Here is a 23,387-nt window from a genome sequence, read left to right as displayed (position 1 = left end):
GGGCGTCCGCCATCCGTGGGGCGGGCGCCCTTTGGCGTGTGCGCCGTGGCGAAGAGCCGCCGATTTGTTGTTCTCTTACGTGCGAACGGGACTATCTGGACGCCCCATTGGCGTTTACGTGGTGGGTGAAACTTCTTTGCCCGACTCGTCAACACGGAGGTGTGCGACATGGCCGACGCCGCTGGGCGGCTCACCAAGCTCGCCGAGGAGGTGCTGGGAACCCCGCTCCCGGTGCGGATCCGCGCCTGGGACCGTAGCGAGTCCGGCCCGCCGGGGGCACCCACACTGGTCATCCGCCGGCGCCGCGCGCTGCGCCGGCTGCTGTTCAAGCCGGGCGAGCTGGGCCTGGCCCGCGCCTGGGTGGCCGGCGACATCGACGTCCAGGGCGATCTCTACGAAGCGCTCGATCTGCTGGCCGGACTGATCTGGGAGCGCGGCGGCGACGCCCCCAAGCCGCGCCGCGCCGCCGTGCTGCGCGCCCTGGCCCGCCCGGAGATCCGCTCCGCGGCCCGGGAGCTGCTGATGCTGGCCGGCGCCCCGGTCCCGCCGACACCGCCCGCCGAGGAGGTCAGACGGCGCCGTGGACCGCTGCACACGCTGCCTCGCGACAAGGAAGCCATCAGCCACCACTACGACGTCGGCAACGACTTCTACGCGCTGGTGCTCGGCCCGTCGATGGTCTACTCCTGCGCCTACTGGGGGAGCGCCGAGACCGCCGGAGACACTGTCGCCACCCTGGAGGACGCCCAGCGCGACAAGCTCGATCTGATCTGCCGCAAGCTCGGCCTCCAGGAGGGCCAGCGGCTGCTGGACGTGGGCTGCGGCTGGGGCTCGATGGTGCTGCACGCGGCCCGTGAGTACGGCGTACGGGCGGTCGGCATCACCCTCTCCGAGGAGCAGGCGGCCCTGGCCCGTAAGCGGATCGCCGAGGCCGGGCTCGCCGACCGGGTCGAGATCCGGGTGCAGGACTACCGCGAGATCCACGACGAGCCGTTCGACGCGATCTCCTCGGTGGGGATGGCCGAGCATGTCGGCCGGGCCCGCTACGCGGAGTACGCCGACGCCCTGTACGCGTTGCTCAGGCCCGGCGGGCGGCTGCTCAACCACCAGATCGCGCGGCGGCCGGTGGCGGACGAGGAGGCGTACCACGTCGATGAGTTCATCGACCGGTATGTGTTCCCGGACGGTGAGCTGGCGCCGGTCGGCCGGACCGTCGGCCAGCTGGAGGACGCCGGGTTCGAGGTACGGGACGTGGAGGCGATCCGGGAGCACTACGCGCTGACGCTGCGCTCCTGGGTCGCCAATCTGGAGAACCACTGGGGCGAGGCGGTGCGGCTCACGTCCGAGGGGCGGGCGCGGGTGTGGCGGCTGTACATGGCCGCGTGTGCGCTGTCCTTCGAGCGGAACCGGATAGGAGTCAACCAGGTGCTGGCCGTCCGTACCCGGGAGTCCGGGGACGCGGGGATGCCGCTTCGGGCGCGCGACTGGCGGAGCTGACGCGCGCCGCGGCTTGTGTGCACGACGTGCTCCGCCCGCCCGTCTCCCTTGGAGGGCGGCGGGCGGGCGGAGCACTTATCGGCGCGGCGCGTCCTAGCGCGGTGCCGCGCTATTCGGCCTTGATCGCGGCCAGCATGTTCAGCCGGGCCGCCCTGCGCGCCGGCCACAGCGCGGCCAGGACGCCGACGAGCGCGGCCATGGCGAGGAAGATGCCCATCCGGCCCCACGGCAGCACCAGCTCGTACGTCGACAGCGAGCCGCCGATCAGCTCACCGGCCGCCCAGCCGAAGAACACGCCCAGGCCGATGCCGAGCACCCCGCCGAAGAGCGAGATCACCAGCGACTCCAGCCGCACCATGCGCTTGATGCCGCGCCGGTCCAGGCCGATGGCGCGCAGCATGCCGATCTCCTGGGAGCGTTCGAAGACCGACATCGCCAGGGTGTTGATGACGCCGAGCACCGCGACGATCACGGCCATGGCCAGCAGCCCGTAGAGCATGTTCAGCATCAGGTTGAACATCTTCGCGATGCCGTCGGAGACGTCCTGCTTGTCCGCGATGGAGATCGCCGGATTCTTGCCGAGCGCCTTGACCAGCGAGTCCTTGGTGGCGTCGGTGGGGCCGCCGGCCGTCTTGACCATCACCTGCATATCGGTGATCTGCTTCTGGTGCGGGGCCAGGGTGGCGTTGTCGAGGACGATGCCGTTGATCATCTGGTTGCCCTGGTAGACACCCGAGACGGTCAGCGTGCCCTTCTTGCCGTCCTCGTACGTCACCGGGATACGGGAGCCGGGCTGCCAGCCCTTCTCCTTGGCGGTGACGTCGTCCACCACGGCCCGGTCGCCGCGCAGCTCGCCGAGCGAGCCCTTGGTGAAGTCGAGCCGGGTGAGCTTGCCGAAGTCCTTGCCGTTGACGCCGGTCAGATACGCGGTGTCGGTGCCGATACGGGACGGGGAGTTGCGCAGCGGGCTGGACGCGGTGACCTCGCCCAGGCCGGCGATCTTCTTCGCGACGTCGGGGGAGAGCGGCGTATGGCTCGCCATGGAGACGACGTAGTCGGCCTTGAGCGAGTCGGTGGCCATCTTGTCGATGCCCTTCTGCACGCTGCCCGCGATCACCGTCAGACCGGTGATCAGCGTCAGCCCGACCATCAGCGCGGAGGCCGTGGCGGCCGTACGGCGCGGATTGCGGACCGCGTTCTGCCGGGCGAGGGAGCCGGCGATCCCGAAGGCGCGCAGTACGGGCGAGGCCAGCGCGATCAGCGGACGCGACAGCAGCGGCGTCAGGACGAACACGCCGATCAGCAGCAGCACCGCGCCGCCGCCCATCACGACCTTGCCGTCGTCCATGCCGGTGGCGACCAGGACACCGGCCGCACCGGCGCCCGCGAACAGCGCACCGATGGTGTTGCGGACCACCAGCGACTTGGTGGTGGCGGTGGCGTGCACGCTGTTCATCGCGGCGACCGGCGGGATCTTGGCGGCGCGGCGGCCCGGCAGCCAGGCGGCCAGGACGGTCACCACGATGCCGACGAGCAGCGAGGCCAGGACCGTGGACGGCTCGATCACCAGCGGTCCGTCGGGGACCGTAGCGCCGGTGCTGCTCATCAGCGCGCGCAGTCCGGCGCCGATGCCGATACCGGCGGCCAGGCCCGCGACCGCGGCGACCGCGCCGACGACGAACGCCTCCAGCAGCACCGAGCGGGTCACCTGGCGGCGGCTGGCGCCGACCGCGCGCAGCAGTGCCAGCTCCTTGGTGCGCTGGGCGACCAGCATGGTGAAGGTGTTGGCGATGATGAAGATGCCGACGAAGAGCGCGATCCCGGCGAAGGCCAGCAGGCCGTTCTTCATGCCGTCCATGCTCTGGGCGATCCCCTTGGCCTGTTCGTCGGCGAGCTGCTTGCCGGTGGTGGCCTCGGCGCCGTCCTTGGGCAGGACCTTGTCGATCGCCGACTTCAGGGCCGTCTGGGACGTTCCCGCGGCGGCCTTGACGTCGATCTCGCTGAACCCGCCGGGCGTCGCGAACAGCTTCTGGGCGGTCGGGGTGTCGAACAGCGCGAGGCTGCCGCCGGCCGCGACGGTGCCGTCGTCGGTGGTGAAGATGCCGGTCAGCTTCTGCTCGCGGACCGGTCCGTCGACGGAGATCCGTACGGTGTCACCGACCTTGTAGCCGGCCTTGTCCGCGGTGTGGGCGTCCAGCGCGAACTCGTGCGGGCCCTTGGGGGCGGTGCCGCCGCGCATCGGATAGCGGGCGTCCTGGCCGTCCTTGCCGGGGAAGTAGTTGCCGCCGAGGGTGGAGAAGCCGTCGCCGATCAGCTCGCCCTTCTTGTCGGCGATGGCCGTGAAGCCGGAGACGGTGCCGGTGGCGGAGGCGGCGCCGGGCACCTTGGCGGCCTTGTCCAGCAGCTTCTGGTCGAGGCGGGGGACCGCGCCGGGCGCACCGCTGTGGCTGTCCTGGGACCGCGGCGAGATGGCCACGTCGACGTTGTCGTAGCCCTTTTGGGAGCTGGCCTGGTACGCGTCGGAGATGGTCGAGGTGAAGACCAGGGTGCCGGAGACGAAGGCCACGCCGAGCATCACGGCGAGGACGGTCATCAGCAGCCGGGCCTTGTGCGCAAGCACATTGCGCAAGGCGGTACGGAACATGAGTGGGTCAGTCCTGGAGGAGAGGTCCGAAGTACGGTTGGCGGCTGCCGCTGGTCAGCTCGTACGGCCCTTGGCGTCGAAGCCCTTCATCCGCTCCAGCACCATGTCGGCGGTCGGGTTGGGCATGTCGTCGACGATCCGGCCGTCTGCCAGGAACACCACGCGGTCCGCGTAGGAGGCGGCGACCGGGTCGTGGGTCACCATCACCACGGTCTGGCCCAGTTCACGCACGGAGTTGCGCAGAAAGCCGAGGACCTCGGCGCCGGAGCGCGAGTCGAGGTTTCCGGTCGGCTCGTCGGCGAAGATGATCTCGGGCCGGGAGGCGAGTGCGCGGGCGACCGCGACCCGCTGCTGCTGGCCGCCCGAGAGCTCGCTGGGGCGGTGCTTGAGGCGGCCGGCCAGGCCGACGGTCTCCACGACGCGGTCCAGCCAGGCGCGGTCCGGCTTACGGCCCGCGATGTCCATGGGCAGGGTGATGTTCTCCAGGGCGTTCAGGGTCGGCAGCAGATTGAACGCCTGGAAGATGAAGCCGATCTTGTCGCGCCGCAGCTGGGTGAGCTTCTTGTCCTTCAGCCCGGTCAGTTCGATGTCGCCGATCCTGGCGGAGCCGCCGGAGATCGTGTCCAGCCCGGCCATGCAGTGCATCAGCGTCGACTTGCCGGACCCGGAGGGGCCCATGATCGCGGTGAACTGGGCCTGCCGGAAGTCGACGGAGACCGCGTCCAGGGCGACCACCTTGGTCTCGCCCTGCCCGTAGACCTTGGTGAGATCCGTGGCGCGGGCGGCCACCGCGGTGGCGTGGCCGGTGGTGGAGACGCCGGAGTGGGTGGTGGTGGTCACGGGAAGGAGCTCCTGTCGGGACGGGGACCATCTGATCCGCGGCGGCCGGGACGGCGCATGCCGCGGACGGAAGCGGACGCTTTCCATCGTGGGCCAGCTCAAGGGCGGCGGACGTCAACCCCTGTGACCGTCCTTGACCACCCCTGGGAAGTAGCCGCGCTGCGCGTGGTCATACCTGGGGAGGAGACCGCCCCTGATGCCGATGGCGCGTCAGGGTCGGCCGGGCGGGTGGCCTCGCAGCGGTGACGGGGTCGTCGAGGGGGCGTCGAGTTTCCGTCAATTCGGGCCCGAATTTGTGTCCGGGCGCGCCATGGCGAAGGTGGGCTTCAGGCATGTGCCGAAGGCGTGTACCTGGCGCTGATGCACCCTCAGTTGCCAATAAAATAAGACAACCTCGGGAAGAGCGGCCGATCTGCGTCGTGCGCTGCGGGCTACGCTCGTGCTGCCCTCTTTGAGGCGGCATGGGGGATCCCAGGCCCGGATGGTGGAATGCAGACACGGCGAGCTTAAACCTCGCTGGCCTACGGGCCGTGCCGGTTCAAGTCCGGCTCCGGGCACTCCCCGCGAGCAGCGGGGTCAAAGACAGGGCTTACGACTTACCTGAAAATTCAACGAGGAGAGGCCCGCCGGTGAAAGCCGGCGGGCCTCTCCTCGCTTTGTGTGTTCTCGGCTCAGCGCTCCACGAGTGCGAACAAGCTCTCCCAGCGGCCGACAATCTCATCCGTGGAGAACCGCTGGATGTTCTCGCGGGCCGCTTCGCCCATCGCGTCCCGAAGGTCCTTGTCGGACATCAGGGCGTCAAGATGCCGGGCGAATTCGGTGATATTGCCCGGGGGAGCGAGGAAGCCGTCCTCGCCGTCCGAGATGATCTCGTGGACGCCCGGCGCCACATCGAAGGCCACACACGGCACGGCGGTCGCCATGGCCTCCATGGGAGCCAGCGGGAAGCCCTCACCGCGCGAACTCAGCGCGAACACCGCGCTCTCCCGCAGCGCCCCGGGCACATCGCTCGTGCGCCCCATCCAGTCGACGGAGGAGACGATGCCCAGCTCGGCGGCCTGCTTGCGCAGCGCCCCCTCTTCCTCGCCGGAGCCGTAGATCCGCAGCGTCCACTCCGGGTGCTGCGGCGCGACCTTCGCCCAGGCTTCCAGCAGCAGGTCCACGCCCTTCTCCTCGTGCAGCCGGCCGATGCTGACCACGCACTTGCGGGACCGGCTTGAGGGGACGTCAGGGAAGAAGGGTAGCGGGTTCGGCATGAAGCCGACATTGTCCATCCGCTGCCTGATCCAGCGGTCGGCGTCCTCACGCGTGAGCGTCAGCATCCGGTCGACGTCCTGGTAAAACCGCTTGACCCGGCCGAAGCGGGACGACTTGCGGCAGGTGTCGAACGATTCATGGCTCATCCCGATCACCGTCAGACCCGCGGTGTCGGCCAGCGCGACCCACTCCATCGCCCACACCTGCGTGACGATCACCACTGCGCCCGGCTTCGCCGCCCGGAACAGCGCGCTCATCTTGGCCGCCTGCTCGTGCATCCCGGCCTCCCGGGCGGCCCGGCGGCGCTGCTCGGCCACGTTGAGCCGGCCCTTGAGGCCGCGGACGGGGCGGACCGTCGGCGGGTGCTCGGCGTAGAGCGTGGTGGTCTGGAACGGCAGATCGTCGGCCAGCTCGTGGACCCGCCCCTCGGGCGGCGGCACCACGCCGACGATGTGCACCCGGTGGCCCCGCTCGCTGAACAGATGGGCCATCTGGTGCGACCAACTGGTGATGCCGCCCAGCTCGTTGACGCTGTTGGAGACGAAGAAGATGTCCCGCGGCTCGGCTGCGTACGACTCGGTCATCAACGGCTCCACTGCGCAAAGAACTGATCGACGATGCTCTGAGCGGCGTCGCCCTGGTCGTATTCTCCGAACTTGGCGACGAATTCCTTGCGGCTCTTCGCGTATTCCAGAGCCTGCGTCTCGAACGACTTGATCGTCTCGTGGAAATCGTCCTCGGTATGGACCACCGGACCCGGCGCATGCTCCAGCAGATCGAAGTAGGTGCCCCGGCCCTCGTGCACATACTCGTCGTAGTCGTAGGTGAAGAACACCAACGGCCGGTCGAGCAGCGCATAGTCGAACATCACCGACGAATAGTCGGTGATCAGCCCGTCGGCCAGCGCCAGCAGGGGCGTCACATCGTGGCGTGCCGAGACGTCGATGACCCGGCCCTCCACGGTCGGTGGCAGCACCACATGATTGAGGTAGTGCGAGCGCACCAGGAGGACATAGCGGTCGCCGAACTGGTCGGCGAAACGCTCCACGTCGAAGGGCAATTCGAAGCGCCCGTGCCGGCCCCCCGCCTTGCGGAACGTCGGCGCGTAAAGCAGTACGGTCTTGTCGTCGGGAATGCCCAACTGCGCGGCCAGCGGCCCGCGTTCACGCTGCCCCAGCTCCGCTTCCCGCTTCCGGGTACGCACCAGCGCGTCATTGCGCGGGTAACCCACCCGCAGCAGCGTCTTCTCCTTGAGCCGGAAGGCCCGGGCAAGGGTGTGCACATCGTGCTCGGAGCGGATCAGGAAACGGTCGAAGCGGTCCAGCGAACGCTGCTGCTCCGCCTGCTGCTGCCGGGTCTGCGCCTTCAGCGTCGGCTGGTCGAAGCCCATGTTCTTCAGCGCCGAGCCGTGCCAGGTCTGGATGTAGGTGGTTTCCGGGCGCTTGGTGAGCTTGAGCGGGTAACTCTGGTTGTCCACCCAGAACTCGGCCTGCGCCAGCGCCTTGAGATACGGCAGCGACCAGCGCCGGACGAGCGTGACGTCCTTCGGGAACGCCTTCGGGGACCCGCTGTACGACCAGATCGCCTCGAAGTCCAGGCCCTGCCGGCGCATTTCCTCGTAGATGGCGCGCGGGCTGTCGCTGTACTGCTTGCCCAGGTGGCTTTCGAAGACCACCGTGCGCTTCTTGATCGGCAGCCGGCTGAACACCTCGTGATAGGCGCGGAGCTTGTTGTCGCCGGAGGTGACCTTCTTGCGCAGCTCCTTCGCCTTGCGATAGCCGGTCTTGGCCAGCGTCCCCGGCTTGCCGCGCACTCCGCGGGTGATCAGTTCCTGCACCCGCTCGCCGTTGCGGCCCTCGCTGACCAGGCGGAACGCCAGATGGCCCTTGGCCGAGACATGCGGCTCCAGATGATCGGCGACCATCCGCGTCAGCCGCGGCCGGACCGGCAGCCCGCCGGACAGCTCGGTGTCGGCGACGGTGAGCCGGGTCGTGGTGCGCGCCCCGTCCACGGCCAGGCGCAGACGTACGTCCCAGATGGTGTCGACGATGCCCAGCGGGCGCAGCTTGGCGGTGAGGTCCGCCGCGGTCTCCCAGAAGACGGTGTCACCTTCATGGCGCAGCGCCCGCACCGGGAACTGGAAGGACTGCAGACTGCGCCGCCGTGCGCTGAACTCCAGCTCACCCTTCAGCTGCGCGCCGGCGGGGATGACGCCGAGCGGATTGGTGATCCGCCCGGCCAGCGAGACGGTCCTGCCGGACGCGCTGAAGCGGGTCAGCTGATTGCGCAGGAACAGCTGGTTGACCGGCTTCTCGTGGTAGCCGATGTCGGTCACGTCCAGCACGTCGCGCCCGAACGCGTCATCGAAGTGGCCGTCGCACCAGTAGATCCGGCCGTCGTGCTCGGCGAGCGGCGAGGAGACCTTGTCGCGGTTGATGAGGGTGTCCACGGCCGGGATCAGATTGTCCCAGTCACCCTGCTGGAGCAGATACGCGCAGATGGCCTGTATCGGCTGGACGCGCGCATACGCCTCGGGAGCAATGCTTGCGAGGTATTCCTGGGAGAGTTCGGCGAATTCCCGGCGGTAGGAATCGTCCCGGAACGGCAGATCCCGCAGATGCAGTACCAGATCGTGCTTGAGGAATTTGACGTCCTTGGCGAGCTTCATCTCGGTCAGCCCGCGCTCGGCCAGCAGAGCGTCGATACGCCGGTGGATCTCCAGCCGGTGCGCATAGTTCGTCATTTCGTGGCGCCGGTTCGTCACCGACTTCACGGCGGCCCGCTCGAACACATGCCAGAAATAGACCTGATTGGGAATCAAGGTGATGCGCCGCGCCGCGAGATAGGCATCGGCGATAAACATCAGGTCCTCGTAGAACATCCCCTTGGGGAATCGGAGATCGTTCTCGACAAGGAAATCCCGGCGGTAGCACTTGTTGGTGGAAAGGGTGTCCCACACAAACAGGTCCGGCAATTCCGTGACGGACTCCAGCGTGCGGGTCGTGGAGTACAGCCAGGAATACCACTCGTCCCGCTTCTGGTTGCGGGTGTCCTTGTGCAGCCGGACGCACAGACCGGAAACGATGTCCGACCCGGATTCCTCCGCGGCCTCCAGCATATTCCGGCACGCGTTGACCTCCAGGACGTCATCGCTGTCCAGGAACATGACGTAGCGGCCCTCGGTGTGCTGGATGCCGACGTTCCGCGGCTCGCCTCCGGCACCGCTGTTCTCCGGCAGCTGGAAGGCTCTGACGCGCCCCGGATGGGCGGCCGCGAGGTGCTGCGCCACTTCGAAAGAACGGTCGGTGCTGCAATCGTCGACGATCACCACCTCGACGTCCCGGAGCGTTTGATCCAGCACGGACTGGACCGCGGTCGGCAACCGGTCGGCGTCGTTGTAGACGATGACGACTACTGAGACGTCAGGCACAGGCACCTCAACCCTCTTTCGCTGCTGTTTCCCGCCAGAATAGCCCCATCTGTACCCTCGCGATAAACCGATCGCACCCATAGCGCTACGGACAGTGAGCTGTCGGCGCACCGGGAAGGGGCACTCCGGTGTTCGGATCTTGACCATGCGTCATCTCTGGAGATCCGCCCACCAGGGCTGGTTCCGGGCCAGCAGGGAAGACGGCCGCTCCCGTGAATCGGTTGCCTGCGGGGTATGTGACGTCCGTTGCGATCAGACATTCATCGGATTCCGTCACGACGCCAGCGCACGACGGCAATCGGCGGTACGCGACGACAACACAAGACGGCAACGGTGGCGTCGTCAGCCCCCGGTCCGGGCACGTCCGGGGCCTCCCATACGTCCTCCCCATGGCGGAGGCGTCAGCCCGGGCTCAGGGAAAGATCCTGCTCAAGAACTAGCGACGCGCCTTTGCCAAGCCATTACGCTTGCCGTCAAGGCCGCGCAGGGCGGCCATGGAGGAGTGAGATGAGGAGCAGCAACCCGGTCTTCTCGCGACGGGGGTTCAGCCGCGACACCGGCTACGCGGGCTTCAACGCACCGCCGCAGGCCGGGGGCCCCACCGCGAACCCGTACGCCGGCACGAACCCTTACGCGCAGGGCGGCAACCCCTACGCGCAGGGCACGGACAACCCGTACGCCCAGGGCCAGCAGCCCGTCACCCAGGCACCGCCGCAGTACACCCCGCAGACCCGCCCGATGACGATGGACGATGTCGTCGCGCGTACGGGCATGACGCTCGGCACGGTCGTCGCGGGCGCCACCGTCGGCTGGCTGTTCCTGACCGAGAACCTCGGCTTCGCCATCGGCGCCGGCCTGGTCGCGATGGTGCTGGGGCTCGTCCAGTCCTTCAAGCGCAAGCCGTCGCCCGCGCTGATCCTGTCGTACGCGGCGCTGGAGGGTCTCTTCCTCGGCGCGCTCAGCGGCTTCATCAACGACCTGCCGAAGATGAACGGCGCCCCCATGCAGGCGGTGCTGGGCACGATGGCGGTCTTCGTCGCCATGCTGGTCGCCTACAAGACGCGGATCGTGCGGGTCACCGCCCGCTTCACCCGCTTCGTGATGATCGCGGCCATGGGCTTCGTCCTGCTGTCGCTGGTCAACCTGATGTTCATGGTGTTCGGCGGCGGCGAGGGCCTCGGCTTCCGCAGCGGTGGCCTGGGCATCCTCTTCGGCGTCGTGGGCGTGGTCCTCGGCGCGCTGTTCCTGGCCCTGGACTTCAAGCAGGTCGAGGACGGCATCGCCTACGGTGCGCCGCGCGAGGAGTCCTGGCTCGCGGCGTTCGGTCTGACGCTGACCCTGGTGTGGATCTACATGGAGATGCTGCGGCTGATCTCGATCCTCCGGGGCGACTGACCTCGCACGGCGCGCTCGCTGCGCGCGACGAAGGGCCCGCGGGCAGCAGCCTGCGGGCCCTTCGTCGTTGAGTGGGTTGAGTATGGTGCGTGCGGCGCGTTCAGTGCCGGAAGGGGCGCTGAGCCCGTCACCGCGGATCAGAACTTGCGCGCGGCGCGCCTGAGGTCGTGTTCATGGACGATCGCCTTGGCATGTCCGTAGGCGAGGTTGTGCTCGCCACGGAGCCAGCTGACCTTTTCGTCGAAACGGAAGAGAGCGGGGCCTTCGTCAACGGTGCGGAGCCAGTCGGAGATTTCCCGGCCGGTGCAGTGCGGGATACGGGAGAGCATGTTCCGGTGGGTCTCTTCGGAGAAGAGCTGAGACATCGGCGCCTCCGGACGCGGTCGATGCTGGTTCTTCAGCACACCGTGCCTGAGCGTTCCGCCGTTGGCAACCACCCGGGAGTGGCGCATAGGCTCACTGCGTGCTTGACGTGACCCCCTTGCAGACCGCCGTGGACGCCCTCGCCGACCGCCTCAGGTCGATGCCGCAGAGCAGGCTCGGCCAAGGCGCCGCGGCCGAAGGGCTTGCGCTGGCGCGGCAGTTGGCGACCCGTGCGCAGCTGATCGAGCGGCCGGGGGAGCCGCCGCGCGAGCTGCCGGACGCCGGGATGTTCGCGGCCGGTGATCAGCTGGCGGTGGCCGGCCATGATCTGGTCGAGGCGCTGCGGGCCGCGGCGGCCCGGGTGGCCGACGCGCCGGCCGACTCTGACGCGAAAGTGGCCCCCGCCCAAGAGCTGGCGGAGGCCGTGCGAGGGGTCAGGGCGGCGGCGGAACGCTGCTAGGGCGCGCCTCTCGCGCCGCCGCGCCGGGTCAGAGCGAGGCGATGACGCGGTCGGCGAGGATGTAGACGCTCTCGTCGCGGCTCTCGCCCCAGGAGAAGGTCAGCGCGTACGCGCCGGAGATACCGGAGCCGCCCAGCAGCACCGGGGCGCGGCCGGAGTGCAGTGCGCCGGCGACGCGGTCCGCGGTCTCGCGCTGTCCGGGCGTCAGACAGAGCGTGGTGCCGTCGGCGAAGACGTAGACATCCAGGGTGCCCAGCGGGCCGGGGCGGACGTCCGCGAGCGGGGTGGCCTGCCGGGCCAGCTCCTCCAGGCGCGCGACGGTGCGCTCGTGGTCGCCGATCACGGGGGAGGGTGAGAAGTCCGGGTGCGAGGGGTGGCGCCGGCGCGCGGCGGCCAGCTCGGCGGACTCGGTCTCCTCGACGGGCTCCAACTCCGGAGCGTCCAGGGCCTCCAGCGCCTCCATGGACTCCAGGGTGTCCATCGCCTCCAGGGCGTCCGGACCAAGCAGCGGCTCCAGGCCGGCCAGGTCCGCCTGGCGGGGCAGGAACGGCTGGGTGTCGAACCGGTCGAGCTCCGGCCGCTCGGGCAGCTCGCGCTGGTCGGCGCGGGCGTCCAGCGGGCCCTCGTCACCGAGGCCGACCAGACCGCCCAGCAGGGACGGGGCGTCGGCGGCGTCCCTGGCCTCCTGCGCGGCCCAGAAGGCGCGCGCCTCGGCCAGCTCGCGCTCCCGCTCCTCGGCGAGTGCGTCCGCGACCGCGGCACGTATGTCCGCGAGCGGGGTCTCGACGGCCGGGGTGGTGCGGGCGGCCGGGATGGTCGCGGTGGCTGCGTCTGCTGCGTTTGCCGTCCCGGTGCGCGCGGCGGCGTCCTGACGGGCGGCGACGAGCTCGGCGTGCAGCTCGGCGATCTGGCGGCGCAGCGCGCGGGCGGTGTGCAGGGCGACGGCGCCCAGCGTGACGGCGACGACCGCGGCCAGCAGCAGGACGAGGGTGGTGACGCTCATGCCGAAACCTCTCTTTGTTCGGTCTCGCATGTGCGAGACGCGCACCGTTCGGTGATTGGCCCCCAGCCTTCGGCCGGGGTGACCCCCATGTGGCGCTCGCTCATGCGTCCTCCCCACTTCGCTCGGCGGCCCGGATCCCACGGGCCGCGCATCGCCGAACGGACTTCCCCCGGCCTTGGGTCGGGGTGAGCCCCTTGATGCGCTCGCTCACGGGGCTACTCCTGGTGGCGGCTCGCTCACCGGCGTACTCCCGTTAGCAGAATGTTCTCCGACTTCCTACATCAGGCTGCCGGGCGTCGGCGACCGCTCCCAGTGCACTATGTCCCGAAATGCTGGGGGCGACAGGCCTCATACATTGGGGTGACCCCATGCTGACCTGCAAGAACGCTTCTCCCCCAGGGCGTTGGTCACAATCCTGGGGGAGATTGGGTCGCGATCTTGTTAACGCGTGACGCAGGTCACGCCGTGTCGCCGCCCGTGTTCATACGACAGCGAAGGGTGTGCGCGGGGCGGAAGTTGGTCCGTTTTCCCGCGCACACCCTTCGAACGAGCCGGGGGGCGGAGTCCCCGCCCTCCGCTCAGCTCAGCCGCTCGTGCTTTTGGTCGCGCTGAGCTTCGCTTCCGCTGCGGGCAGGTGCCGGGCGCTCGTTCCTCGCGCCCGCCCCCTACCCTCCGCTGCAGCTCAGCTCAGCCGCTCGATGACCATCGCCATGCCCTGGCCGCCGCCCACGCACATCGTCTCCAGGCCGAACTGCTTGTCGTGCCACTGAAGGGAGTTGATGAGGGTGGTGGTGATGCGGGCGCCGGTCATGCCGAAGGGGTGGCCGACGGCGATCGCGCCGCCGTTGACGTTCAGCCGGTCCAGGTCGATGCCCAAGTCGCGGTAGGAGGGGATCACCTGGGCGGCGAACGCCTCGTTGATCTCGACCAGGTCGATGTCGGAGACCGACAGGCCGGCGCGCCGGAGCGCCTGCTTGCTGGCCTCCACCGGGCCGTACCCCATGATCTCGGGGGACAGGCCCGAGACGCCGGTGGAGACGATCCGCGCCAGCGGGGTCAGGCCCAGCTCGCGCGCCTTGGTGTCGGACATGATGACCAGCGCCGCGGCGCCGTCGTTCAGCGGGCAGCAGTTGCCGGCGGTCACCAGGCCGTCGGGGCGGAAGACCGGCTTGAGGCCGGAGACGCCCTCGACGGTGACACCGGCGCGCGGGCCGTCGTCCGTGGAGACGACTGTGCCGTCGGGCAGCGTGACGGGGGTGATCTCCCGCTCCCAGAAGCCGTCCTTGATGGCCTTCTCGGCGAGGTTCTGGGACCGCACGCCGAACTCGTCCATGTCCTGGCGGGTGACGCCCTTGAGACGGGCGAGGTTCTCCGCGGTCTGGCCCATCGCGATGTACGCGTCCGGGATCAGGCCGTCCTCGCGCGGGTCGTGCCAGTCGGCGCCCTCCTGCGCGGCGCGCGCCGCGGTACGGGCCTCGGCGTCGGCGAACAGCGGGTTGTGGGTGTCGGGCAGACCGTCGGAGCTGCCCTTGACGCTGCGCGAGACCATCTCGACACCGGCCGAGATGAAGACATCGCCCTCGCCGGCCTTGATGGCGTGCAGCGCCATCCGGGTCGTCTGGAGCGAGGAGGAACAGTAACGGGTGACGGTGCAGCCCGGGAGGTGGTCCATCCCCATCTGGACGGCCACGATGCGGCCGAGGTTGTGGCCCTGCTCGCCGCCGGGCAGGCCGCAGCCGAGCATCAGGTCGTCGATGTCCCTCGGGTCCAGCTCGGGGACCTTGGCGAGGGCGGTCTCGATGATCTTCGCGGTCAGGTCGTCCGGACGCAGATCCTTGAGCGAGCCCTTGAAGGCGCGGCCGATCGGGGAGCGGGCGGCTGAGACGATCACGGCTTCGGGCATCACACGGCTCCAAGTGCGCGGGAAAGGGCGGACTGTGAGGGAAGTTACCTGCACGTAGTGCTGAGGTCACGGGGTCCGTGCTGTGATGCGGACCTCTTTTCTAAGCGGGCGCTTATGGGAACGGGGAAGGGCCGCCGGGTATTCCCGTACGGGCCCTCCCGTACCGCTTCGCGCCTGCCCGGCGGCCGCCCCGTCATCCCGTGACGGACGACCGGTCTGTGGGCTCCTCCGTCGGCAGCTGGCGGCGCCTGCGGTGCTTGAGCAGCGCCCAGGGCGCGCGGGAGGCGGTGACCTCCGTACCGCCCTCGGAAGCGGCTTCAGCGGCCGCCTGCTCGACCGGCAGGATGCCCTCGCCGCGGGCGGGCTCCGGACGCTCCTCCTCCGGCCACAGGCCGAGCGAGGCGCACAGCGTCGGCAGCAGAGCCATCGCGGCGGTGGCGTAGCCCTCGGCCGACGGGTGGTAGTTGTCCGGCCCGAACAGCTCCCGCGGATGCGCCTCGAACTCGGGGCCGAGCAGATCGCCCAGCGAGACCGTCCGGCCGCCGCTCTCGATCACACCGATCGTCTGGGCGGCGGCCAGCTGCCGGGAGAGCCGCCGGGCCACCCAGCGCAGCGGCTGATAGACCGGCTCGATGGTGCCCAGATCCGGGCAGGTGCCGACGACCACCTCGCAGCCGGCCGCGCTGAGGGCGCGCACCGCCTCGGACAGATGGCGTACGGACTGGGCGGGCGGCATCCGGTGGGTGACATCGTTGGCGCCGATCATGATGACGCAGACGTCCGGGGTCCCGGTGCCGTCCGCCAGCATCAGGGCCACCTGACGCGGCAGATCGTCGGACTGCGCGCCGGGCAGCGCCACATTGCGGAAGTCGACGGGCAGCTCGGAGAGCGCGGCCAGGCCGGAGGCGAGGAGTGCGCCCGGCGTCTGCGAGGCGCGGTGCACGCCCTGGCCCGCGGCGGTGGAGTCGCCGAGGAAGCCGAGCCGGAGCGGTGGCCGGTCGGTGCGGTGGCCGAAGGCGGCGCCGTAGCGGCCGTCGGCGCACGGCGGAATGTCGCTGGAGCCGCCGACCGTACGGCGGGCCAGCCGGACCTCGGTCAGCAGCACTCCCACGGTGGCGACGCCGAGCAGGCCGACCCCGCCCCCGCCGAACGCGGCGGCGGTGGCGATCCGCCGGGCCACTCTCGCCCTGGACATCGTCATCGGCATGGGCCGGGCACCTCCCCGTGCAGCGCGTGCGCGCCACGGCCCGGGGGCCGGACGCGCTCTTGAAACAGCAAGAACTCCTCCACAGGGTGTTGCCCGTTCCCGCACGGAACGCAACGCATCCTTCCCCGGCGTGTCCATCAGCTCACGGCGGGTCCGCTCCCCGGGCCGAAAGACACGCCCGAACGGACCCGGGCAATAGGCTGGCGGCACGGGCGCAGGAGAGCGTGCCCCCGACCGCGGAGACCACCGTGCAGTTTTACGATTCGATGATTGAGCTAGTCGGCAACACCCCGCTCGTGCGGCTCAACAACGTGACCAAAGGCATCCAGGCCACCGTCCTGGCGAAGGTCGAGTACTTCAACCCCGGCGGTTCGGTCAAGGACCGGATCGCGGTGCGGATGATCGAGGCCGCCGAGCAGTCGGGTGAGCTGCAGCCGGGCGGCACGATTGTCGAGCCGACGTCCGGGAACACCGGCGTCGGGCTCGCGATCGTGGCCCAGCAAAAGGGTTACAAGTGCATCTTTGTCTGCCCGGACAAGGTGTCCACGGACAAGATCAATGTGTTGCGGGCGTACGGCGCCGAGGTGGTGGTCTGCCCGACCGCCGTGGACCCCGAGCACCCGGACTCGTACTACAACGTCTCGGACCGGCTGGTGCGTGAGACGCCCGGTGCCTGGAAGCCCGACCAGTACAGCAACCCGAACAATCCGCGCTCGCACTACGAGACGACCGGACCCGAGCTGTGGGCGCAGACGAACGGGCGGATCACCCACTTCGTGGCGGGCGTCGGCACCGGCGGCACGATCAGCGGCACCGGCCGTTATCTCAAGGACGCCAGCGACGGTGCGGTCCGGGTCATCGGCGCCGACCCGGAGGGCTCGGTCTACAGCGGCGGCTCCGGGCGCCCGTATCTGATCGAGGGCGTCGGTGAGGACTTCTGGCCGACGGCCTACGACCGTACGGTCGCGGACGAGATCGTCGCGGTCTCGGACAAGGACGCCTTCCAGATGACCCGGCGGCTCGCCAAGGAGGAGGGCCTGCTGGTCGGCGGCTCCTGCGGGATGGCCGTGGTGGCCGCGCTGGAGGTCGCCTCGCGGCTGGGCCCGGACGATGTGGTGGTCGTGCTGCTGCCCGACAGCGGCCGCGGCTATCTGTCCAAGATCTTCAACGATGAGTGGATGGCCGACTACGGCTTCCTGGAGGAGGGCGGCCCCGCCGCCCGGGTCGGCGAGGTGCTGGCGCACAAGGAGGGCGCGCTGCCCTCGCTGGTGCACATGCACCCGGAGGAGACCGTCGGCGAGGCGATCGAGGTCCTGCGCGAGTACGGCGTCTCGCAGATGCCGATCGTCAAGCCGGGCGCCGGGCACCCTGATGTGATGGCCGCCGAGGTCGTCGGCTCGGTCGTCGAGCGGGAGCTGCTGGACGCGCTGTTCACCCAGCGCGCCTCGCTGAGCGACCCGCTGGAGAAGCACATGTGCCCGCCGCTGCCGCAGGTCGGCTCGGGCGAGCCGGTCGCCGACCTGATGGCGGTCCTGGAGAACGCGGATGCGGCGATCGTCCTCGTCGAGGGCAAGCCGAAGGGCGTGGTGAGCCGGCAGGACCTGCTGGCCTACCTGGCGCGCGAAGCCGGAAAGTAGCGGCGGACCCCGGCGGCCGCCCGCGTGGCGGCCGCCCCTTCCGGATCCGGCACGGCGTCAAGTGGCCGTCAGGAAACGGGCCGTCGCCGCAAGGTGTACGTATGCGTCATGTGCTCGCAGCACGGGCTTAACACTCGTCAGGCACATTGATGTCCATGGCGATACGGACCTCCGGAGCGGCTCCCGGACCTCCATGATCGCCACCCGGATGCGAAGACCGGCCCTGACCCGGATCGCGTCCCTTGCGGGGACCGCCGTCGTCCCGCCCCCGGCTCCGCCGGGGTGCCGGCGGTCCCCGCAACACCTCTCTTGCCTTCGCCGTCCTGGCGGAGCGTCAGTCCCACTCCCCGTCCTGGTGGTTCGTACGCGGCCGCAGCAGATTCCGCAGGCCCACGCTGTGGACGGCGTTGACGCCGACGATCCCGGCCCAGCACACCAGCAGACCCGGCAGCCCGGCATTGACCGCGGCGATCGCGGACAGCGGGACGGCCAGCACCAGTGAGAGGGCGGCGACCCCGAACCGCTCCCAGAAGTCCCGGCCGGCGACCTCCCGGCGCGGCGGCCGGTCGCCGCGCGCCACCTGCACCTGCTGCTCGGCGAGTTGCCGCCGCACCCGCCGGTCGACGTTCTTGTCCAGCTTCTCCAAGAAGGACTCCACCAGTTCCGACTCGTACTCCGGCCCCAGCTCCTTGCGGGTCTGAAGGGTCGCGTCGAGTTCTTTCCGCAGATCGGGGTCGTGTGTCGCCATGGTGGTGAGATTACGGTCGGCGGGCGGGCGGCGCGGTAGGGCTAGCCCCCCAATGCGGCGGGGGCCGCTTCGCCGTCGTGCGCTGCGGGTTCCGGGATGCGCGCGGTGTCGCGGCGGACGGCCAGCCAGTACAGGACGGCCGGTACGGCGAGTCCGATCAGCCAGGAGATATCGGCGCCGCCCAGCGGCTCCACCAGCGGGCCGGTGTAGAAGTGCGTGGCCAGGAACGGGAGCTGGGCGAGCACGCCGACGGCGTAGACCGTCAGCGCCCGGGCGTTCCAGGCGCCGTAGCGGCCGCCGGGGTCGCTGAGCGCCGGGATGTCGTAGCGCTCCTTGGAGATCAGGTAGTAGTCGACGAGGTTGATCGCCGACCAGGGCGTGAAGAAGGTGAGCAGGAAGAGCAGGAAGTCCTTGAAGGACGTCAGGAAGGAGTCCTTGCCCAGGAGGGCGACGGCGGTGCCGGCCACCATGATCCCGGCGATGTAGGCGGCGCGGCCGCGCGGCGAGAGCGTGCGCTGCCCGCGGAAGCCGCTGACGCTGGTGACCAGCGACATGAAGCCGCCATAGGTGTTGAGGATGTTGATGGTGAGCTTGCCGAGGGCGATCACGAAGTAGAGGAACGAGGCGATCAGCCCGGCGCCGCCGAGGCCGACGATGTAGCCGACCTCGTGCCCCACGAACGCGGCGGGCGCCGCGGCGGCCGCCAGCGCGCCGAACGTCATCGACCACTGCGAGCCGATCACCGAGCCGGACAGCGTCCACCAGAACGTGGCGCGCGTCGAGGTGTGCCGCGGGAGGTAGCGCGAGTAGTCGGCGACGTACGGGCCGAACGCCAGCTGCCAGGAGGCCGAGAGCGAGACGGCGAGCAGGAAGACCGGCAGCCCGAAGCGGTGGTCGTGCAGCAGCGCGCCGATGTCGGCGCGCTGTACGAGCCGGATGCCGAGGTAGACAAAGGCCAGTGCGCAAACGAGCCCGGCGATCTTGCCGAGGGTGTGGATGAGGCGGTAGCCGATGGCCGCGGCGACGGCGGTGACCGCGGCGAAGAGCACGATCCCGGGCGTCTCGCCGAGGTGCGTCAGCTCACCGACCGCCTGGCCGGCCAGCACGCTGCCGCTGGCGAAGAAGCCGATGTACATCACGATCACCAGCGCCAGTGGGACCACCGCCCCGCGGACGCCGAACTGCGCCCGCGAGGTGATCATCTGCGGCAGTCCGAGCCGCGGTCCCTGCGCGGAGTGCAGTGCCATCACCGCACCGCCCAGGAGGTTGCCGAGCAGCAGCCCGATCAGCGACCAGAACGCGTTCGCCCCGAAGACGACGGCTAGCGCGCCGGTGATGACGGCGGTGATCTGGAGATTGGCGCCCAGCCAGAGCGTGAACTGGCTGACCGCGCTGCCGTGCCGTTCGTCGTCGGGGACGACGTCGATCGAGCGTTGTTCCACCACACCTGCCATGAATGCCGCCTCGCGTTTGCCTGTATGGATTCATGCAGGATCAACGGCGATGAATGGAAGGTCAATAGGTGGGAGTTAATTAGAGGTAACGAGCGGCGTCCGGCCCCGGGCGGGGGCGCGCGTCGGGCCCGGGGGCGGGGGTCGTGCGTCAGGCCGCGAGGAGGGGCCGAGCGTCAGGCCCCGGGGCGAGGCCGGGCCTCAGGCCGCCGGCACCTCGCCCATCGGCCGCAGCTCGTCCGCGTACGAGACCGACACCCGTCGCATCAGCCCGTCCCCGGTGATGTCGTACTGGCCCAGGCGCCACAGCGGCGGCGAGTAGGCGTGGACGGAGACCGCGTCGTCGGTCGCACCGGTGAGGCGGTGGATGTGGTCGGGGCCGAAGCAGAAGGAGGCGCCCGCGCCGACGGCGGTGGCCAGATGCTCGCCGCCGATCCGGGGGTTGGACTCGGTCAGTACGCCCTGGACGACGCGCACCGCCCCGGAGGAGATGTCGTGGTCGTGCCAGCCGGTGTCGTTCTGCCGGGTCCAGCACAGCAGCCAGACGTCGACGAACTCATCGCGGTACAGGGATGCGTAGTGGCGCTCGCTGTCGGAGAACGCGACCTGCTCGCGCCACAGGTCCGGGCGGGCCGCGAGCTCGTCGACCAGGGCCTGCAGCTCGTGCTTTTCGAGATTGCGCTCGGGCAGTGTGGTGAACGGCTGCTCGCCGTCGGGGACCTCACGGGCGGCGTCGGCCTGGGAGGTGCGGTACGTCATGAACGGGCTCCTTTCATCGGGCCCAGCAGGCGGGCCGGGTTGGCGGTACGCAGGGCGTGGACGGCGGCATCCGCGCCGAGGTCGGGGATCACGGGTTCGGCGTACGGGCGGTCGCTGCCGCTGACGACCACATCGATGCCGACGGCCCGTACGAGTGCGTCCACCGCGCGGGTTCCGTACGAGGACGTCTCGTAGAAGGCGCCTGCGTCCACCCGGCCGCGGTCCCGGCCGCCGCCGCGTGCGACCAGCCGCTCGCCGTGCAGCGGCGCCAGACCGGCCAGCGCCGCGAAGCAGACCCGCAGATCCGGGTGGCGCGGCCGGCCGAAGGCGCGGAAGGCGAACCAGGAGGCGTGCATCTGCTGGAGGTAGGGGACCAGGGCGGGCCACCAGGCGGGCGCGCCGGCGTCGGCGGGAGGGGCCGCGCCGGGGTGGATGAACAGCGGCTTGTCCAGCTCGGCAGTGACATCCAGCAGCGGCGCGCAGCGGGCCCAGCCCGCGGCGTCGAGCAGCGCGGTGGCCGGCAGCTGGAGCCCCACGCAGCCGCGGGTCAGCTCGCGCCGCAGCGCCTCGGTGTCCGGTTCGGGGGCCGAGAGGCAGGCCGAGGCCCAGACGCCGAAGGGGGCGGGCAGGTCCAGCGCGCCGTCGTGGAAGGCGGCGAGCAGCGGTGCGGCCTCCTCGGGCGGGAGATATTCGATGCCGAGCGGGCTGGAGAGCGACACCAGGGCCAGATCGAGGCCGTCGGCGCGGGCGAGCCGGGCGCGGGCGGCGATGTCGTGGTCGGCGGGGCCGACGGCGTACGGAGGTTCCCCGGGCAGGTGTAGCGTCCAGCCGTCGAGCCGCGGTGGGGCGGTGCGCGCCCGCAGCAGCGCGACGAACTCGGGCGGCCAGATGTGCTGGTGGACGTCGGTGGGCACGAGCCTCCTCAACCGCTTCACTTAACCGCTTAACTGATGCGTTTAAGTGAAGCGGTTAACAGGCTTCGCTGTCAAGGGCGTAACGGCTCGGTGGCGAGGTGCCGCGCCCTCCTTGGGTAGGCTTCCGGACATGGCCAGGCCCAATAAGCGCACCACCCTCCGCGAGGTGGCCGAGGCCACCGGACTCTCCACCGCAGCCGTCTCCTACGCGCTGCGCGGCAAGCATGTCTCCAAGGAGACCGAGGAGCGGGTGCGCAAGGCCGCCGCCGAGCTCGGCTACGAGGCCGACCCGATCGCCCGCGCCCTCGCCAGCGGCCGTACGAGCACGGTCGGCGTACTCGCCGGCGATCTTCAGGACCTCTGGCAGCAGCAGCTGATGGCCGCGATAGGGCGCGAGCTGCTGGCCGGCGACCGCTATGCGCTGATCCTCGACGCGGGCGGCGACCCCGAGCGCGAGCTCGCGCTCGCCAAGCAGCTGCGCGACCAGCGCGTGGACGGTCTGCTGGTCTCGCCCGTCGACCCGTCCGCCGAAGGCTGGTCGAAGATCGCCGACGCCGTGCCGGTGGTCTCCATCGGCGATGCGCTGAGCCGGGCCCGTACGGCCGGCGAGGTGCTCTTCGACAACCGCGCCGGCATCGACGCCGTCCTGGACTACCTCCGCGGCCTGGGCCACCGCCGCGTCACCGTCCTCACCCCCACCGGCCCCTCCACCCCCGACCGGCCCGCCGACGTCTATGTGCGCGAGGCCGCCGACCGCCTCGGTATCGAGGTCGAAGTCCTGCCCTGCGCCCAGGAGCTGGGCGAGGCGACCGCGATCGCCCGCCGGGTGCTGACCAACAGCCCGGACGGCCGCCGGCAGACCTCCGCCGGCCTCGCCCCGCCCACCGCCGTCTTCTGCTTCTCCGACTCCATCGCGTACGGCGTCTACGCGGCCGCCGCCGAGGCCTCGCTGACCGTCGGCCGCGACATCTCCGTCGTCGGCTTCGACGACCACCCCGTCTCCCGCGTCCTGACCCCGCCCCTGACCACCGTCGACTGGGGTCTGACCGACATCGCCAAGGAGGCCGCCCGCCTCGCGGTCGCCGCGATCGAGGGCCGCCGGGTCCGCCGTAAACGCATCCTGTGCGCCCCGCGCCTGTCGGAGCGGGGGTCGGCGCTGCGGGTGGCGGAGTAGCGGTCCTCCGGGCGCGGTGACCGGCGAGTCTTCGGGCGCGGTGCCCAGCGGGCTTTTGGGTGCGGCGCCCGCGTTCTCATACCCGTCGCGCCCGCACCATCAGCCAGTCGCGGTGGGTGGACCAGCGGGTGTGGCCGGTCACGGTGAAGCCCGCGGTGGCGAGCTGGGCGGTGAGCGGGGCCAGGCGGTGCTGGACATACCAGCGGCGGAGGTCCGGGGCGTAGGGGACGGGTTCCCAGCCGTCGCCGTCGCCCTCGGCGAGGCTCAGGACGAGCGGTCCGCCCGGTCGTACGACACGGGCGAACTCGCCCAGTGCCATGGGGACTTCGGGGCGCGGGACATGGAGCAGCGCGGCCACGCACCAGACCGCGTCGACGGCGGCACGGGCCAGGGGAAGGGCGCGCATATCCGCCTGGACGAGGCCGGGGACGGCGTCGGCGGCGAGCATCTCGCGGGAGAGATCGAAGCCGGTGACCTCGAAGCCCCGGTCGCGCAGCAGGCAGGTGTGGTGGCCGGGTCCGCAGCCGATGTCCGCGATCCTCGCGCCCGAGGGGAGCAGTGCGACGAGGCGGTCGGCCTCGGCCGCTATCTGGGGCGGGGCGGAGCGCCAGCGCCGGGCGTACGCGGGGGCGATGGCGTCGTATGTGTCACGGGTGGTGGCGGTGTGGTCGGTCATGCGCGCACCTTAGGGCGGCGTGCCGCGGG

The 23,387-nt window shown here is 70.3% G+C and carries 18 protein-coding genes and 1 tRNA gene; 6 read left to right on the top strand and 13 right to left on the bottom strand.

The features are described 5' to 3' along the window. The first annotated feature begins 168 nt into the window (after positions 1-168). Entirely contained in the window at positions 169-1,497 is a 1,329-nt protein-coding gene (locus tag DY245_RS04405) for a class I SAM-dependent methyltransferase (RefSeq protein ID WP_128503671.1), read from the top strand. A gap of 109 nt (positions 1,498-1,606) precedes the next feature. On the opposite strand, the gene DY245_RS04400 is transcribed toward DY245_RS04405, so the two are convergent. Beyond that, complete coding sequence (locus DY245_RS04400) at positions 1,607-4,141, bottom strand: ABC transporter permease (RefSeq protein WP_128503669.1); 2,535 nt, start codon at positions 4,139-4,141, stop codon at positions 1,607-1,609. Positions 4,142-4,195: 54 nt separating this feature from the next. Then, entirely contained in the window at positions 4,196-4,981 is a 786-nt protein-coding gene (locus tag DY245_RS04395) for an ABC transporter ATP-binding protein (RefSeq protein ID WP_128503667.1), read from the bottom strand. 475 nt (positions 4,982-5,456) lie between these two features. On the opposite strand from DY245_RS04395, the gene DY245_RS04390 reads away from it, so the two are divergent. Further along, positions 5,457-5,538: transfer RNA gene (locus tag DY245_RS04390), tRNA-Leu, on the top strand. 114 nt (positions 5,539-5,652) lie between these two features. Here the strand turns inward: DY245_RS04390 and DY245_RS04385 are convergent. Together DY245_RS04385 and DY245_RS04380 are read right to left on the bottom strand one after the other, a co-directional pair. Beyond that, complete coding sequence (locus tag DY245_RS04385) at positions 5,653-6,822, bottom strand: glycosyltransferase (RefSeq protein WP_128503665.1); 1,170 nt, start codon at positions 6,820-6,822, stop codon at positions 5,653-5,655. After that, positions 6,822-9,668, bottom strand: coding sequence for a bifunctional glycosyltransferase/CDP-glycerol:glycerophosphate glycerophosphotransferase (locus DY245_RS04380; RefSeq protein ID WP_128503714.1), 2,847 nt, complete (start codon positions 9,666-9,668; stop codon positions 6,822-6,824). Before DY245_RS04380 ends, DY245_RS04385 begins: the two co-directional genes overlap by 1 nt. A gap of 507 nt (positions 9,669-10,175) precedes the next feature. Between DY245_RS04380 and DY245_RS04375 the strand changes: the two genes are divergently transcribed. After that, a complete protein-coding gene (locus DY245_RS04375) occupies positions 10,176-11,063 on the top strand; it encodes a Bax inhibitor-1/YccA family protein (RefSeq protein WP_128503663.1) in 888 nt (295 codons plus the stop codon). Between the two features lie 137 nt (positions 11,064-11,200). On the opposite strand, the gene DY245_RS04370 is transcribed toward DY245_RS04375, so the two are convergent. Beyond that, entirely contained in the window at positions 11,201-11,428 is a 228-nt protein-coding gene (locus DY245_RS04370) for a DUF4287 domain-containing protein (RefSeq protein WP_006605171.1), read from the bottom strand. Between the two features lie 98 nt (positions 11,429-11,526). On the opposite strand from DY245_RS04370, the gene DY245_RS04365 reads away from it, so the two are divergent. After that, positions 11,527-11,886 (top strand): hypothetical protein, encoded by a 360-nt coding sequence (locus tag DY245_RS04365; protein ID WP_128503661.1) that lies wholly within the window; start codon positions 11,527-11,529, stop codon positions 11,884-11,886. Positions 11,887-11,914: 28 nt separating this feature from the next. Here the strand turns inward: DY245_RS04365 and DY245_RS04360 are convergent, their stop codons facing one another. From DY245_RS04360 to DY245_RS04350, 3 genes are all read right to left on the bottom strand, one after another. Continuing rightward, positions 11,915-12,889 carry a hypothetical protein gene (locus DY245_RS04360; RefSeq protein ID WP_128503659.1) on the bottom strand — a complete coding sequence of 325 codons (975 nt, stop codon included), beginning with the start codon at positions 12,887-12,889 and terminating at the stop codon, positions 11,915-11,917. 682 nt (positions 12,890-13,571) lie between these two features. Further along, positions 13,572-14,792: an acetyl-CoA C-acetyltransferase gene (locus DY245_RS04355; RefSeq protein WP_128503657.1), complete on the bottom strand. Its 1,221-nt coding sequence runs from the start codon at positions 14,790-14,792 to the stop codon at positions 13,572-13,574. Between the two features lie 193 nt (positions 14,793-14,985). Further along, a complete protein-coding gene (locus tag DY245_RS04350) occupies positions 14,986-15,999 on the bottom strand; it encodes an SGNH/GDSL hydrolase family protein (protein WP_425329343.1) in 1,014 nt (337 codons plus the stop codon). Positions 16,000-16,247: 248 nt separating this feature from the next. Between DY245_RS04350 and DY245_RS04345 the strand changes: the two genes are divergently transcribed. Then, positions 16,248-17,636, top strand: coding sequence for a cystathionine beta-synthase (locus DY245_RS04345; protein WP_128503655.1), 1,389 nt, complete (start codon positions 16,248-16,250; stop codon positions 17,634-17,636). A 334-nt stretch (positions 17,637-17,970) separates the two neighbouring features. Here the strand turns inward: DY245_RS04345 and DY245_RS04340 are convergent, their stop codons facing one another. The 4 genes from DY245_RS04340 to DY245_RS04325 form a co-directional block, all read right to left on the bottom strand. Beyond that, positions 17,971-18,384, bottom strand: coding sequence for a hypothetical protein (locus DY245_RS04340; RefSeq protein ID WP_128503653.1), 414 nt, complete (start codon positions 18,382-18,384; stop codon positions 17,971-17,973). A 41-nt stretch (positions 18,385-18,425) separates the two neighbouring features. Beyond that, positions 18,426-19,838: a purine-cytosine permease family protein gene (locus tag DY245_RS04335; RefSeq protein ID WP_128503651.1), complete on the bottom strand. Its 1,413-nt coding sequence runs from the start codon at positions 19,836-19,838 to the stop codon at positions 18,426-18,428. 198 nt (positions 19,839-20,036) lie between these two features. Further along, entirely contained in the window at positions 20,037-20,594 is a 558-nt protein-coding gene (locus DY245_RS04330; RefSeq protein WP_128503649.1) for a cysteine dioxygenase, read from the bottom strand. Further along, the gene (locus DY245_RS04325) at positions 20,591-21,508 is read right to left on the bottom strand and encodes an amidohydrolase family protein (RefSeq protein WP_128503646.1); all 918 of its coding nucleotides are present in this window, start codon (positions 21,506-21,508) and stop codon (positions 20,591-20,593) included. Before DY245_RS04325 ends, DY245_RS04330 begins: the two co-directional genes overlap by 4 nt. Positions 21,509-21,638: 130 nt before the next feature. Between DY245_RS04325 and DY245_RS04320 the strand changes: the two genes are divergently transcribed. Continuing rightward, complete coding sequence (locus DY245_RS04320) at positions 21,639-22,682, top strand: LacI family DNA-binding transcriptional regulator (protein ID WP_128503644.1); 1,044 nt, start codon at positions 21,639-21,641, stop codon at positions 22,680-22,682. Positions 22,683-22,758: 76 nt separating this feature from the next. On the opposite strand, the gene DY245_RS04315 is transcribed toward DY245_RS04320, so the two are convergent. Then, entirely contained in the window at positions 22,759-23,358 is a 600-nt protein-coding gene (locus tag DY245_RS04315) for a class I SAM-dependent methyltransferase (protein WP_128503642.1), read from the bottom strand. Positions 23,359-23,387 lie beyond the last annotated feature (29 nt).

Origin of the sequence: Streptomyces inhibens (genome assembly GCF_003389455.1) — a bacterium.
Taxonomy (GTDB): domain Bacteria; phylum Actinomycetota; class Actinomycetes; order Streptomycetales; family Streptomycetaceae; genus Streptomyces; species Streptomyces inhibens.
The sequence above is the reverse complement of the archived record's forward strand: the minus strand, read 5'-3'. Positions and strand labels throughout refer to the sequence as shown.

What these genes read in the sequence shown, in the direction of transcription:
- DY245_RS04405 (WP_128503671.1), top strand. Translation starts at nt 169, where the DNA reads ATGGCCGACGCCGCTGGGCGGCTCACCAAGCTCGCCGAGGAGGTGCTG.
- DY245_RS04400 (WP_128503669.1), bottom strand. Translation starts at nt 4,141, where the DNA reads ATGTTCCGTACCGCCTTGCGCAATGTGCTTGCGCACAAGGCCCGGCTG.
- DY245_RS04385 (WP_128503665.1), bottom strand. Translation starts at nt 6,822, where the DNA reads ATGACCGAGTCGTACGCAGCCGAGCCGCGGGACATCTTCTTCGTCTCC.
- DY245_RS04375 (WP_128503663.1), top strand. Translation starts at nt 10,176, where the DNA reads ATGAGGAGCAGCAACCCGGTCTTCTCGCGACGGGGGTTCAGCCGCGAC.
- DY245_RS04370 (WP_006605171.1), bottom strand. Translation starts at nt 11,428, where the DNA reads ATGTCTCAGCTCTTCTCCGAAGAGACCCACCGGAACATGCTCTCCCGT.
- DY245_RS04360 (WP_128503659.1), bottom strand. Translation starts at nt 12,889, where the DNA reads ATGAGCGTCACCACCCTCGTCCTGCTGCTGGCCGCGGTCGTCGCCGTC.
- DY245_RS04355 (WP_128503657.1), bottom strand. Translation starts at nt 14,792, where the DNA reads ATGCCCGAAGCCGTGATCGTCTCAGCCGCCCGCTCCCCGATCGGCCGC.
- DY245_RS04350 (WP_425329343.1), bottom strand. Translation starts at nt 15,999, where the DNA reads ATGCCGATGACGATGTCCAGGGCGAGAGTGGCCCGGCGGATCGCCACC.
- DY245_RS04340 (WP_128503653.1), bottom strand. Translation starts at nt 18,384, where the DNA reads ATGGCGACACACGACCCCGATCTGCGGAAAGAACTCGACGCGACCCTT.
- DY245_RS04335 (WP_128503651.1), bottom strand. Translation starts at nt 19,838, where the DNA reads ATGGCAGGTGTGGTGGAACAACGCTCGATCGACGTCGTCCCCGACGAC.
- DY245_RS04330 (WP_128503649.1), bottom strand. Translation starts at nt 20,594, where the DNA reads ATGACGTACCGCACCTCCCAGGCCGACGCCGCCCGTGAGGTCCCCGAC.
- DY245_RS04320 (WP_128503644.1), top strand. Translation starts at nt 21,639, where the DNA reads ATGGCCAGGCCCAATAAGCGCACCACCCTCCGCGAGGTGGCCGAGGCC.
- DY245_RS04315 (WP_128503642.1), bottom strand. Translation starts at nt 23,358, where the DNA reads ATGACCGACCACACCGCCACCACCCGTGACACATACGACGCCATCGCC.